The sequence below is a fragment of the Tessaracoccus caeni genome (assembly GCF_029211185.1).
GTDB lineage: Bacteria > Actinomycetota > Actinomycetes > Propionibacteriales > Propionibacteriaceae > Arachnia > Arachnia caeni.
This window is the reverse complement of record NZ_JARGDO010000003.1, coordinates 49,431-62,248: the sequence shown is the minus strand read 5'-3', so window position 1 is coordinate 62,248 and position 12,818 is coordinate 49,431. Positions and strand designations below refer to the sequence as shown.

Here is a 12,818-nt window from a genome sequence, read left to right as displayed (position 1 = left end):
CCATTGGCCGATTTTCGGGATTGCTGGGGGGATTGGGGGGCGTTGCGGCGACAGGGTCAGAGGTCGTCGTCGCGGTTGCGCTGCGAGATGCCCTCGACGCCGGGCACCTCGGTGAGCTGCGCCATCACCTCACGCAGGCTCGGCCCCTTGCGGAAGCGCATTTGCGCATCGACGAAGCGGATTCCGTCCCTGGTGCGCGACCGGGTGTCGAGCAGGGTGGTCTCGCACCCCAGCTCGGTGGCCGCGTGCAGCACCTGCCGCAACACGCCCTTGCCGTCCTGGTAGGTCACGACCACGACGTCGCGCTCGCCGCTCTGCGGCATGAGCTGACTCAGCGGCGCGAGCAGCAGCACCGCGACGAAGTGGAGCAGCGTCGCGAAAATCGCCAGCGGGATCAGACCGGCGCCACTGGCCATGCCGATGGCCGCCGTCAGCCAGATCGACGCGGCGGTAGTGAGGCCGCGCACCACGTCGCGGTTGATGAAGATCAGGCCGGCGCCGAGAAAGCCGATGCCGGAGACGATCTGGGCGGCGATCCGGCCAGGGTCGCGGACGGCCTCGAACTCCACCAGCTCAGCGAACCCGTAGACGCCGATCAAGGTGAACACGCAGCTGCCCAGCCCCACCAGCGCGTGGGTGCGAACACCTGCGGCTTTGTGCTGGAACTGCCGTTCCAGGCCGATGATGCTGCACAGCACGAAGGCCACTGTGATGAGACCGAACTCGGTAGGCACGTTGTCCAATGAAAACGGCATGGCAGCTGCCCCCTTCCACGAAGTGGCCCCGACTCTAGTCCTCTCAGCACACCGCGTCAGGAACCCCACGCCCTTCGAGGAGAGCGTGGGTGGTCGGGGTAGGGTGGTCGAGCTATGCGACTGATCGATCACCTCACCGAAGACCGCTCCCCCGACGCCCTGTACGAGGCGTTCGTGGAGTGGAGCCTTGCCGACGGGATCGAGCTGTATCCACACCAGGACGAGGCCATCGTCGACATCTTGTCGGGCAACAACACCATCGTCACCACGCCCACGGGCTCCGGCAAGACGCTGATCGCCGTCGCAGCCCACTTCGCCAGCCTGGCGGCGGGCACCCGCTCGTACTACACGGCTCCGATCAAGGCCCTGGTCAGCGAGAAGTTCTTCGCTCTCTGCGACATCTTCGGCGCCGAGAACGTTGGCATGGTCACCGGCGACGTCTCGGTGAACTCGAGCGCGCCGATCGTCTGCTGCACGGCGGAGATCCTGGCCAACATCGCGTTGCGCGAGGGACGCTCTGCCGCTGTCGACCAGGTGGTCGTCGACGAGTTCCACTTCATCTCCGACCCCGACCGCGGCTGGGCCTGGCTGGTCTCGCTGCTGGAGCTGCCGCAAGCGCAGTTCATCATCATGTCGGCCACCCTCGGCGACGTGACGTCGATGGCCCGCGACATGGAGAAACGATCCGGCCGCGAGACCTCGATCATCGGCGGCGCCGTACGCCCCGTGCCGCTGGACTACGCCTGGTCGATGCGCCCCATGCCCGAGACGGTGGAGCTGCTGATCGGCGAGCAGAAGGCGCCCATCTACATCGTGCATGCGACGCAGTCGGCGGCCGTCGAGCGGGCCCAGGCCCTGCTCAGCGCCGGTCTGCTCGACCGCAGCAAGCGCGAACAGATCAAGGAGGCCATGGCGCAGGTGCGGTTCGCGTCGGGCTTCGGGCAGACGCTGTCCAAGCTGCTGAACAACGGCATCGCCGTGCACCACGCGGGCATGCTGCCGCGCTACCGACGCCTCGTCGAGCAGCTCGCCCAACGCGGACTGGTGAACGTGATCTGCGGCACCGACACGCTCGGCGTCGGCATCAACGTGCCCATCCGCACGGTGCTGTTCTCGACGCTGTCCAAGTTCGACGGGCGGCGCCAGCGGCTGCTCAAGGCGCGGGAGTTCCATCAGATCGCGGGCCGGGCCGGGCGCGCCGGCTTCGACACCGTCGGCTACGTCGTCGCCCAAGCCCCCGATCACGAGATCGAGAACGCGATCGCCGTCGCCAAGGCCGGCGACGACCCCAAGAAGCTGCGCCGCGTGAAGCGCAAGAAGGCGCCCGACGGCTTCGTGAACTTCACCGAGGCCACCTACCGCAAGATCATCGACATGGAGCCCGAACAGCTCGTGCCCCGGATGAAGATCACCCACGCCACGCTGCTCAACCTGCTGGAGCGCGACCAGGACACCGCCGAGGCCGTCATCTCCCTCGTCCATGCGGCCACGCCCGATGCGGCGACCCGCCGGAAGCTGCTGCGCCGGGCCCTGGCGCTGGGGCGGTCGCTGATCGCGTCGGGCGTCGTCTCGCGCCTCGATCGGCCGACGCCGGGCGGGCGGAAATATCAGGTGGCGCTCGACCTGCAGAAGGACTTCGCCCTCAACCAGCCGCTCTCGGCCTTCGCGCTGGCGGCGCTGGACATCCTCGACGAGACCTCGCCCACCTACGCGCTCGACGTCGTCTCCGTCATCGAGTCGACGCTCGAGGATCCCCGCCAGATCCTGCTCGCCCAGCAGTTCCAGAAGCGCGGCGAGGTGGTGGCCGAGCTGAAGGCCGACGGCGTCGAGTTCGACGAGCGGCAGGAGATCCTGGAGTCGGTGACCTGGCCCAAGCCGCTGGCCGACGTGCTGGAGCACGCGCACCGCGTGATGACCGAGACCCACCCCTGGCTCGCAGAGACGCCCGTCTCACCCAAGGCCGTCGTCCGCGACCTCTTCGAGCGCGCCATGACCTTCGGCGAGTTCGTCGCCTTCTACAAGCTGCAGCGCAGCGAGGGCCTGGTGCTGCGCTACCTCTCCGACGCCTACCGAGCACTGCGCCAGACCGTGCCGGAGTCGCGCCGCACCACCGAGGTGGAGGATCTGATCGAGTGGCTGGGCGAGATCACCCGGATGGTGGACTCCTCGCTGCTTGACGAATGGTCCAACCTTGCCGCGTTGGCCGCCGGCGAGGAGCCCGTCGTCGCCGAGGCACCCAGGCTCACCGCCAACACTCGCGCCTTCACGGTCATGGTGCGCAATGCCATGTTCCGCCGCGTCGAGCTGGCGGCGCACGACGACGTCGACGCCCTGGCCGCGCTGGAGGCCAAGGGCTCTCCGATGGACGCCGACGCCTGGGACGACGCGCTCGGCGAGTACTGGGACGAGCACGACGACATCCTGTTGGACGGCGACGCCCGCGGTCCGGCGCTGTTCGTCGTCGACAAGTACGCCACCAAGTGGCACGTGCGCCAGATCGTCGCCGATCCGGAAGGCAACCACGACTGGTCGATCACCGCCGTCGTCGATCTGCCGGCCAGCGACGAGGCCGAACAGCTGGTGCTCACCACCACGTCGTTCGCCCGCACCGACGGCTGATCCGCGCCTGGATGACTCGGCCGCAGAAGGCGCACGGCGAGTCGAGAGTTTCTAGATGTCGTGTCGAGACGGCTGGTGCTCGCCACTCCGCGGAGGGTTCCGCAGTATCGTGTCTTGGGATGACAGCCACCGATTCCAAGCCCGGCTCGCGACGCGGGCGACCCAACGACCCCGGACGCCGGGATCGGATCATCGACGCGTGCTTGGACGTCGTCGCCGAGCACGGCGTGGCGGGCGCATCACATCGGAAGGTTGCCGAGGCAGCCGGCGTGCCGCTCGGTTCCATGACCTACCACTTCGTGGGCTTCGACGAACTCCTGCATGAGGCATTCGATCGCTTCACCGCCGAGTTCGCCCAGCGCTTCGAGACCCGGATGGCGCAGGCCGGCACCCCCGACGAGGCCCGCGAGGCCGTGATCACGATCATCCTGGAAGACGTCTTCATCGACCGCCGCACACTGGTGCTCACCCACGAGCTCTACACCCTCGCCGCCCGCGAACCGGCCTTCCGCGATCTGACCTCCACGTGGATGGGACGCAGCCGCGCTGCGCTGGAGCGCCACTTCAGCGCCCAGACCTCGCGTCTCCTCGATGCCGCGATCGAGGGTCTCACCATCCACAGCGCCCTGGCCACCGAGCCGCTGAGCCGCGACGACATCGTCGAGGCCGTCGATCGGATCGTCCGCCCGCGAACCCCGTCCGTTCCCCATCGCGGCAAGGGCACCCGCCTCTAGAACCTGTCGGGTAGGCGATGAAAAACGCCCACTCGTCGGCTCTTCTCGAGAAAAATCCGCCCTGAGGGCCTCTGATGTGCGTTTCTCATCGCACGAGCAACCCACGAAAGATTGTCAGGTACTTGACAGATTGAACGCATCGTCGCATTCTTATAGTCAGGTACCTGACAAACTACTCCTTTGAACGAAAGGTCACAACAATGAGTGACGACACAAGCACTGACCCTCGCGCCCAAGCCGAGGAACGACTCACCTATCTCTCCATGCTCCAGTTCCGGATGATGCGCCGCCGGCACGGCGACCGCGGCCCGAAGCGCGACCCGCGCCACGGCCAAGGCCGCGTCCTCGCCCTGCTCACCATGAAGCCGGAGATCACCCAGCGCGAGCTGACCTACCTCCTCGGCATGTCGAGGCAGGCTCTCGCCGAGCTGCTCACCAAGTTGGAGCGCCAAGGCTTCATCGAGCGCACGCCATCCGAGACGGATCGTCGCGTGGTACAGGTTCGGCTCACCGACGCCGGCCACCGCGCGGCCGATGCCGCGGCGGCCCCGGGAAACGAGGCGAACACCTTGCTCGACTGCCTCTCCGACGACGAGGTGGCGCAGTTCGCCGACTACCTCGGCCGCATCATCGACAGCGTCCATGAGGAGCTGAGCGACGGCGAGGAGATGCGCCGCCAGATGTTCGGCGAGTTCATGCGCGGGCGCGCCGACGGCGACCCTCGGATGGGCGGCTTCCGTGGCGATCCGCGCCTTGGCGGCTTCCCCGGCGACCCCCGCTTCGGCGAATTCGGTCCGCCCGGTGGACCGGACGGACCCGGCGGACCCGGTCGCCCCGGTCGCCCGGGACGTCCCGGCGGCCGCGGACATCGCGGGCGTGGTCACGGACGCGGCTTCGATGAGCGCTTCCCCGATCAAGAGGACTGACTCCGGACGGCACCGCGACAAAGGCACCCACCTTTACGATGAGAACCGCACACTCGACGGCTCTACCCGACGAGAAAACCTCCCAGGGAGCCTCTAGTGTGCGTTTCTCATCGTTTGAGTGATCCACCTGGCGGGCTCCGCCATCGCCGCCTCCGCCGATCCCGTCACCTCCGTCAGCGAGACGACCTCCAGACCCGCCTCACGCCACTCCGTCGCCGGCGGATCGGTCCGGCCGGCGACGATCAACACAGGCACACCGGCCTCCATGGCCAGTTCCGCGACCCGCCAGGGCCCCTTGCCCTGGCGGCTCTGCGCGTCGAGGCTGCCCTCGCCGGTGATCACCAGGTCGTGCCGGGAGATCAACTCGGGCAGGTGATGCTGCTCCTCGACCAGATCGAAACCGGCCAGCACCCTGGCCCGCGGGGAGGCAGCCACCAGACCCGCACCCAAACCACCGGCAGCACCCGCACCGGGGAAGTCGATGGCCCGCCTGGCGCGGACAAGCAGCTCGCCCCAATGCCTCAGCCCGGCCTCGAGCACCTCGACCGCCGCTGCATCGGCGCCTTTCTGCGGGGCAAACACCTGCGCCGCCCCCGAAGGCCCGGTGAGCGGGGCGTTCACGTCGGTGGCGACGATGATCTCCTTGTCTGCGAGGCGGGCATCCAGGCCGTTCAACTCCAGCGTCTCCGCCCCACGCAACATCCCTCCGCCCAGCTCGACGGGCTGCCCATCGAGGTCCAGCAGCTCCGCCCCGAGCGCCCGCAGCGCCCCCGACCCACCGTCGGAGCAGGCGCTGCCACCCAGTCCGACGACCACCCGTAGCGCCCCCTCGTCCAAAGCCGCCCGGATCAGCTGCCCCACCCCGAAGGAGTGACTGGCCAGCGCCGTCTCGGGCGTGGGATCCACCAGGGCCAGACCGCAGGCGCGGGCCGACTCGATCACCGCGGTTCCGTCCGGCAGCAGCACCCACTCGGCATCGACGAACTCGCCGAGCGGCCCGAGCACCGGGGTGACCAGCCGACGACCACCGTCGACCCACAGCGCCTCCAATGTGCCCTCTCCCCCATCGGCGATCGGCACCACGGTGCAGGAGGCGTCCGGCCAGCGCTCTAGTACGCCTTCGCAGATGGCGTCGGCCGCCTGTACGGAGGTGAGGGTTCCTTTGAACTTGTCGGGCGCGATCAGCACTCGCATGTCGTCTCTACCTTCCACGTCCGCACGCACGGTCACGCCGGGTCATTTCGAGGCTCGCTAACGCTCGCACCTCAACGACCGAACGGGAAACCATCAGGACTCGCATATCGTCCCTACCTTCCACGTCCACACACACGGTCACGCCGGGTCATTTCGAGGCTCGCTAACGCTCGCACCTCAACGACCGAAGAACGAACCACCAACACTCGCATGTCAGTCACCGTTGAGTTCACGGGTGAGCTTGAGCAGGGCTGAGTCGTCGAGCTTGCCGTAGCCCCGGGCCTCGACGGCGACGAGCAACTGGGTGACCAGGGCGTTCAACGGCAAGGCCAGCCGGTTCTCCTGCACCGCGGCGGCGACGATGCGCATGTCCTTGTTGTGCAGTTCCGTTCGGAAGCCCGGGGTGAAGTCGTCGTGCAGCCAGGCCTTGCGCTTGGCCTCCATCACAGCGGAACCGGCGAAGCCTCCACCCAGGGCGGAGAGCGCCGCCTCCAGGTCGACGCCGGCGCTCTCCAGCAGCACCACGGCTTCGGCTACGGCCTGAATGTTGGCGGCGACGATGATCTGGTTGGCCGCCTTCGTCATCTGCCCACTGCCGGCGGGTCCGACGTGGGTGATCCGCGATGACATCGCCTCCAGCACCGGCCGCGCTCGCTCCAAGGCCTCGGCCTCGCCGCCCGCCATGACGGTGAGCGTGCCGTCGATCGCCCCCTGTTCTCCCCCGCTGACGGGGCAGTCGAGCGCGGCGACGTCGCGCTCGGCGAAGGCCTCGGCGATCCGCTTCGCGGCGGCGGGAACGATGGTGCTCATGTCGATGAAGATCCGGCCGGACGGCATCACAGAGGCCAAACCACCCGCGCCGAACACCGCCGCCTCCACGTCGGGGGTATCGGGCAACATGGTGATCACCACGTCGCAGTCGACGGCGGCGGAGAGATGGTCGCGCAGTTCCGCACCGGCGTCGACGGCTCTCCGACGCGACGTTTCCGAGCGTCCGATCGCACGCACGCGATGACCCGCTCGCACGAGGTTGGCGATCATGGGACCGCCCATCAAACCCGGACCGACAAACAGCACAGTGCTCATGGCCTCCATTGTTCCCCTGAACACCGCGTCGTGTTACGTTACCCCGTGCTTTCGACCCAAGCGACCCGCTCCCGCGCCTTCACCCACGTGCTCATCAACAGCGCCGCGGCGGGGCTCGGCACCGCCTTCATCTGGTTCGGCATCACCTTCTGGGCGTACCTCGAGACCCGCTCGGTACTCGCCACGTCGTTCCTCGGTGGCGCCTACATGCTGGGCATGGCGATCCTCGGCGTGCCGTTCGGCAGCCTGATCGACCGCTACCGCAAGCATCCCATCATGATGCTGTCGGCCGCGGGCACCGCCGTGTCCTTCGTGCTGGGCGGGCTGGTGTTCTGGCTCACCCCGCACGACGACCTCATCTCCCTCACCAAGCCGTGGTTCTGGATCTTCTGCGGGCTGATCCTGTTCGGCGCCCTGCTGGCCATGATCCGCGGGCTGGCGCTGACCACCTGCGTGACGATGCTCGTCGAGTCCGATAAGCGAGCCAACGCCAATGGGCTGGTCGGCGCCGTCAACGGCATGACCATGCTGGTGGTGGGCGTGCTGTCAGGCCTGTCCATCGGGCAGTTGGGCATCGGCTGGACGCTGCTGCTCGCCGTCGTCGTGGTGGTGGCGTCGCTGGTACATCTGCTGTTCATTCGGATCCCGGAGCCTGAGATCGTGCATGCCGACGGCGTGCCGAGTGCCGTCGACTTCAAGGGCGCCTGGCGCGCGATCGTCGTGGTGCCGGGTCTGATCGGGCTGATCATCTTCTCCACCTTCAACAACTTCCTGGGCGGCGTCTTCATGAGCCTGCTCGACCCCTACGGCCTGGAACTGATGTCGGTGGAGGCGTGGGGCATCCTCTTCGGCTTGAGCAGCATCGGCTTCGTCATCGGAGGCGCCCTGATCGCCAAGATGGGGCTGGGCGTCAAGCCGCTGCGCACGCTGCTGTTCGCCTGCCTGGCCATGTGGGTGGTCTCGGGCATCTTCACGCTGCGCGACAGCGTGTGGCTGCTGGCCGTCGGCGTCTTCGCCTACATGATCCTGGTGCCGTTCATCGAAGCCGCCGAGCAGACGATGATGCAGCGCGTGGTGCCGTTGGAGAAGCAGGGCCGTGTGTTCGGCTTCGCCCAGGCGGTGGAGGTGTCGGCGTCGCCGCTCAGCGCGCTGCTGATCGGCCCCGTCGCCCAGTTCTGGCTGCTGCCCTACGCCGACTCCGATCGCGGCCAGGCCCAATGGTCGTGGCTGCTCGGCACCGGCGACGCCCGCGGCATCGCCTTGGTGTTCGTGCTGGTCAGCGTGTTCGGTTTCATCCTCACCGCGCTGGTCTTCCTCACCCGCAGCTACCGGCTGCTGAACCAGGCCTACGACGCAGGCGACGTGAACGCCGACCTCACGACCGCCCCTGGCGCCTCGGACCCGATCCCCGGGCCGAACCCCCTGGGCAAGGGCCACGCCGAAAGCTGATCAGCCCACGGCGTCAGGCTAAGCCGCCACGTAACCCTCACCCGTGACCCCCGCACCCTTGTCATAATCGGGCGCATGGATCGGGACATATTCGTGGCGCACGCGCTGGAGGTGGCTCCCCAGCTGTTGGGAGCGAGCCTCACCGTCGGCTCCGACGACGGGCCGGTGACGATCCGGATCACCGAGGTGGAGGCCTACCACGGCGTGGGCGTTCCGGGGCCGTACGACGCCGGATCACACTCCCGCGACCGGAAGACCGCGCGCAACGCGTCGATGTTCGGCCCACCCGGCCACGCCTACGTCTACTTCACCTATGGGATGCACTTCGCGCTCAACCTGGTCTGCTCGCCGGAGCACACCGCGTCGGCGATCCTGCTGCGGGCCGGCGAGGTAGTGGCCGGCGCGGAGCTGGCCCGCTCGCGACGCACCGGCAACAGCGGCCGGATGATCGCGGACCGGGTGCTGGCCCGCGGCCCCGGCAATCTCGCCTCCGCGCTGGGCATCACGCGAGAGGCCCACGACGGTCTCGACCTGCTCGCTGCTCCCTTCCGGCTCGAGGCCCCGGATGCGCGGCCGACGGAGATCGCCACGGGCCCACGGGTCGGCGTCGCGGGAACAGCCGGCGGCCCGGAGTTCCCCTGGCGCTTCTGGCTCCCCGGCGATCCGACGGTCTCCGCCTTCCGCCCCGGCCGAGGCGCGCCCGTTCTCGCTCGTTGAGGTGCGAGCGCCAGCGAGCCTCGAAGCGGGCGCACTCACAGAGCCCACCCACAGGGCGTGAAATCGGCACCTCATCCGCCTACACCGTGACGGTGCGTCCCTCGTCGGCGCTCTGGCGCGCGGCGTCAAGGACGCGCAGCACGGCCACGCCCTGCTCCCCCGGCACCGGACCGGCGCCGCCGTTCTCGACGGCCGCCGCGAACTCGTCGTAGAGAACCGTGTAGTCGCCATGGGAGGACGGCAGACGCACCGGATCGGCACCGACGACGGCCAGCGTCCCCCACCGCGACTCCGCCTCGAGGCCCCATTCGCTCCGACGTCCGGCGGGGCGTTCTCCGCACTTGATGGCGGCGGCCTGCACGTCGGTGAAGTCGGACACGTACGACCCGAGAGTGCCGTGCACCCGGAGTTCTTTGGAGACCAGGCAGTTGATCTTGCTCGACGAGACGTGCGAGTGCCCGCCACTCGCGTGGGCGATGTTGATCACGAAGCCGCTGTCGGTGCGCCCGGCAGGTAGGTCGACATAGTCCATGTAGGCGGTGACGGAGACCGCCGGTCCCATCAGCGAGAGCGCTTGATCGACGACGTGGCTGCCCAGATCGCGCAGCAGCCCGCCTGTGGGCCCCGCCTCCAGGGTGCGGGCCTCGTCCAGGTCAAAACGCAGGTCGAGCCGCGTCACCTCACCCAGTTGCCCACCCGCGATGACGTCGCGAGCGGTCACCACGTCGGTGTCGTAGCGGCGGTTGTGAAAGACGTTGAGCACCACGCCGGCATCATTCGCGGCGTCGACCAGTTCCTGGGCGGCCTCCGCCGACGGCCCGAACGGCTTGTCAGCCAGCACGCTCACGCCACGCGCCACGGCCTCGAGCACCAAGTCGCGACGGGTCTCGGGCGGCGTCGAGATGGTCACGGCGTCCACCCCGGCATCGAGCAGATCCCTCAGCGAGGCGAACACGGCCACTCCCGGTAGATCCTCCTGCGCCTGACGGACGCGCTCGGGATTGCGCACGACGACGCCCACCAGGTCGCAGGCCTCCGATGCCTGGATGTAGGGCGCGTGATACAGCCGCCCGCCGTCGCCGTATCCGACCAACCCGATCCGGATCGCCATGTGAGACCTCCTCGTTCCGCCGCTCGACGTCACCCGACGTCCATTTGTACTTACATATTAGCGGCGACTTTCGGTGGCGAGAAGACTTGACAATCCAAATTACTCATATAGAGTAAAACTTATGAATCAGATGACCACCGCCAAGGCGATCCGCCACATCCTCGGGGCTCACGGACCCGCGGACGTGTTCGCGGGCGAGCCCGCAGTGCCCGCCGACACCAGGAGAGCGAAGCGGCATTACCGCACTCTCGTTGCGCTGATTCATCCGGATCTGGCCAGGGCGAACGGCGCACACATCGACGATGCCCAGCGCGCAACCGCGAGGCTAAACCAGCTCTACGACCAGTGGTTGGCGGGCGCTTCCGCGTCAGCGGCCAAGGCGGGACCGCACGTCGTCGGGCAGGACGCGGTCTACCGGCTGCGACAGAGGATCCGCCAGGCGAAGCGATTCAGCACCTACGCCACCGACACGGAGCGAACCTTCGTCGCCATCAGCCGCACCCCCGGCCCAGCCACCTCGACGCTGCGCCGGGCGCACCAGAGGCTCGCGCGAGCGGGGATGCAGGCCTTCGGCCCCGCGCTCGTCGATCGTGGGAGCGTCGGAGGCCGGGAATGGGTGGCGTACAGCCTGCCCGACGGCCTGCACACCTTGCGCGAGGTGCGCGACGCCTACCCCGCCGGCCTCGACGGGCGCGACTGGGCCTGGATGGCGCGACGGCTCTTCATGACGCTGGACGCGGCCACCGTCGCCCACGGGAACCTCGGGCTCGACACGGTGCTGATCCATCCGGAGGAACGCGGCGTCGTGCTCATCGGATGGGGCGACGACGACCACCCCGACGGTCAGTCCATCTCCGATCTCTTCGACGCCATGCTCAGCTCCTCCGAGCATCGCCAGCGCACCTTCGCCCGCCAGGCCGTCGGTCTCGCTCCAGGGCGTCGCCTCGGCGAATACGACCTGCTCCTGCAGGCCCTCTACGGCCCCCGCCGCTTCCGCCCCTTCACCATGCCGCCCTCCGGGCCGGCCGCCTGACCCATCAACCACCTCACGGATAGGAGCCCATCATGGGAACCGGATACTGGAACACCACCGCCTACACCAATGCCGCGTCGGCTCGCCGCGCCGCCGGCAAGGACGATTTCGGATACACCTCCGCCATGCGCAACACGCCTCGCAACCTCCGCAAGGCGGCCGCGAGCCTCGACGCCTTCGGCGCCACCGTGCGCGAGGCCAGGGACAGCGCCGACCACCCCAACTCGACGCCGATCGCCGTCCTCTTCGACGTCACCGGCTCGATGGGCGGCGTGCCCCGCACGCTGCAGAAGCGCCTGCCCGACCTGCTGGGCCTGCTCACCCGCGGCGGGTACGCGCAGGATCCGCAGATCCTCGTCGGCGCGATCGGCGACGACGTCTACGACCGGGTGCCGCTGCAGATCGGCCAGTTCGAGAGCGACAACCGCATCGACGAGCAACTGCGCGACATCTACCTGGAGGGCGGCGGAGGCGGCGACAGGCGCGAGGGCTACGCGCTGGCGTCGTGGTTCCTCGCCACTCGCGCACAGCTCGACAGCCTGGACAAGCGCGGCCGCAAGGGCTACTGCTTCCTGATCGGCGACGAGGCCAACAAGCGCTTCCTTTTCGCCGACTCGATCCGCCGCTACATCGGCGACGAGGTGGCTCAGGACCTGTCGATCGAAGAGGTCTACCGACTGCTGGAGGAAAAGTTCCACGTCTACTTCGTGGTGCCCAACCTCACTTCCTACTACGACCAGCCCTGGCTGGAGGAGCACTGGCGGGAGATCGTCGGCGAGCGCTTCCTGAAGCTCGACGACCCCGACGCGGTGTGCGACCTGATCGCGCTCACCGTCGGGATCATGGAGGAGTCGATCACCCTCGACGAGGGCCTGCAGGATCTCAACGACCTAGGCCTCAAGACCGGAGCGGCCGTCGGCAAGGCCCTCGCCACCCTCGGCGCCCCGAATGCCGGCGGCCTCCTCCCCGCCGACCTCTGACCCCCATCCACGCTCTTCGAGGTGCGGAGCACCAATGACGCTCTTTGAGGTGCGAAGCGCAGCGGAGCCTCGACAGTTAGGGCGAGCGCGGAGCACCAATGACGCTCTTTGAGGTGCGGAGCGCAGCGGAGCCTCGAAAAGAGCCACCGCAACCTCTGGCTGGGACCGTCCTTCGGCCCCCGCCAACTCCTTTCGAGGCTCGGCCGCGGGCGGC

General features: G+C 68.3%; 11 protein-coding genes. 7 read left to right on the top strand and 4 right to left on the bottom strand.

Annotated features, from left to right (window positions below):
- Positions 1-56 precede the first annotated feature (56 nt).
- Positions 57-755, bottom strand: coding sequence for an MgtC/SapB family protein (locus tag P0D62_RS03750; protein ID WP_275701288.1), 699 nt, complete (start codon positions 753-755; stop codon positions 57-59).
- Between the two features lie 114 nt (positions 756-869).
- Between P0D62_RS03750 and P0D62_RS03745 the strand changes: the two genes are divergently transcribed.
- From P0D62_RS03745 to P0D62_RS03735, 3 genes are all read left to right on the top strand, one after another.
- Positions 870-3,374, top strand: coding sequence for a DEAD/DEAH box helicase (locus P0D62_RS03745; RefSeq protein WP_275701287.1), 2,505 nt, complete (start codon positions 870-872; stop codon positions 3,372-3,374).
- Positions 3,375-3,493: 119 nt separating this feature from the next.
- Positions 3,494-4,108 (top strand): TetR/AcrR family transcriptional regulator, encoded by a 615-nt coding sequence (locus tag P0D62_RS03740; RefSeq protein ID WP_275701286.1) that lies wholly within the window; start codon positions 3,494-3,496, stop codon positions 4,106-4,108.
- A 200-nt stretch (positions 4,109-4,308) separates the two neighbouring features.
- On the top strand, positions 4,309-5,034 hold the full coding sequence (locus tag P0D62_RS03735; protein ID WP_275701285.1) for a MarR family winged helix-turn-helix transcriptional regulator: 726 nt from the start codon (positions 4,309-4,311) through the stop codon (positions 5,032-5,034).
- Between the two features lie 93 nt (positions 5,035-5,127).
- On the opposite strand, the gene P0D62_RS03730 is transcribed toward P0D62_RS03735, so the two are convergent.
- Together P0D62_RS03730 and P0D62_RS03725 are read right to left on the bottom strand one after the other, a co-directional pair.
- Positions 5,128-6,228, bottom strand: coding sequence for a glycerate kinase (locus tag P0D62_RS03730; protein ID WP_275701284.1), 1,101 nt, complete (start codon positions 6,226-6,228; stop codon positions 5,128-5,130).
- A 213-nt stretch (positions 6,229-6,441) separates the two neighbouring features.
- Complete coding sequence (locus P0D62_RS03725; protein ID WP_275701283.1) at positions 6,442-7,314, bottom strand: NAD(P)-dependent oxidoreductase; 873 nt, start codon at positions 7,312-7,314, stop codon at positions 6,442-6,444.
- A 45-nt stretch (positions 7,315-7,359) separates the two neighbouring features.
- Here P0D62_RS03725 and P0D62_RS03720 point away from each other — a divergent pair, with 45 nt between their 5' ends.
- Together P0D62_RS03720 and P0D62_RS03715 are read left to right on the top strand one after the other, a co-directional pair.
- Entirely contained in the window at positions 7,360-8,763 is a 1,404-nt protein-coding gene (locus P0D62_RS03720; protein ID WP_275701282.1) for an MFS transporter, read from the top strand.
- 75 nt (positions 8,764-8,838) lie between these two features.
- Entirely contained in the window at positions 8,839-9,480 is a 642-nt protein-coding gene (locus P0D62_RS03715; RefSeq protein WP_275701281.1) for a DNA-3-methyladenine glycosylase, read from the top strand.
- Positions 9,481-9,559: 79 nt separating this feature from the next.
- Here P0D62_RS03715 and P0D62_RS03710 read toward each other — a convergent pair whose 3' ends face one another.
- A complete protein-coding gene (locus tag P0D62_RS03710) occupies positions 9,560-10,591 on the bottom strand; it encodes a Gfo/Idh/MocA family protein (protein ID WP_275701280.1) in 1,032 nt (343 codons plus the stop codon).
- A 121-nt stretch (positions 10,592-10,712) separates the two neighbouring features.
- Here P0D62_RS03710 and P0D62_RS03705 point away from each other — a divergent pair, with 121 nt between their 5' ends.
- A complete protein-coding gene (locus P0D62_RS03705) occupies positions 10,713-11,624 on the top strand; it encodes a hypothetical protein (protein ID WP_275701279.1) in 912 nt (303 codons plus the stop codon).
- 32 nt (positions 11,625-11,656) lie between these two features.
- Positions 11,657-12,604 (top strand): hypothetical protein, encoded by a 948-nt coding sequence (locus P0D62_RS03700; protein WP_275701278.1) that lies wholly within the window; start codon positions 11,657-11,659, stop codon positions 12,602-12,604.
- Positions 12,605-12,818: the final 214 nt, after the last annotated feature.

What these genes read in the sequence shown, in the direction of transcription:
- P0D62_RS03750 (WP_275701288.1), bottom strand. Translation starts at nt 755, where the DNA reads ATGCCGTTTTCATTGGACAACGTGCCTACCGAGTTCGGTCTCATCACA.
- P0D62_RS03730 (WP_275701284.1), bottom strand. Translation starts at nt 6,228, where the DNA reads ATGCGAGTGCTGATCGCGCCCGACAAGTTCAAAGGAACCCTCACCTCC.
- P0D62_RS03710 (WP_275701280.1), bottom strand. Translation starts at nt 10,591, where the DNA reads ATGGCGATCCGGATCGGGTTGGTCGGATACGGCGACGGCGGGCGGCTG.
- P0D62_RS03740 (WP_275701286.1), top strand. Translation starts at nt 3,494, where the DNA reads ATGACAGCCACCGATTCCAAGCCCGGCTCGCGACGCGGGCGACCCAAC.
- P0D62_RS03745 (WP_275701287.1), top strand. Translation starts at nt 870, where the DNA reads ATGCGACTGATCGATCACCTCACCGAAGACCGCTCCCCCGACGCCCTG.
- P0D62_RS03735 (WP_275701285.1), top strand. Translation starts at nt 4,309, where the DNA reads ATGAGTGACGACACAAGCACTGACCCTCGCGCCCAAGCCGAGGAACGA.
- P0D62_RS03705 (WP_275701279.1), top strand. Translation starts at nt 10,713, where the DNA reads ATGAATCAGATGACCACCGCCAAGGCGATCCGCCACATCCTCGGGGCT.
- P0D62_RS03715 (WP_275701281.1), top strand. Translation starts at nt 8,839, where the DNA reads ATGGATCGGGACATATTCGTGGCGCACGCGCTGGAGGTGGCTCCCCAG.
- P0D62_RS03725 (WP_275701283.1), bottom strand. Translation starts at nt 7,314, where the DNA reads ATGAGCACTGTGCTGTTTGTCGGTCCGGGTTTGATGGGCGGTCCCATG.
- P0D62_RS03700 (WP_275701278.1), top strand. Translation starts at nt 11,657, where the DNA reads ATGGGAACCGGATACTGGAACACCACCGCCTACACCAATGCCGCGTCG.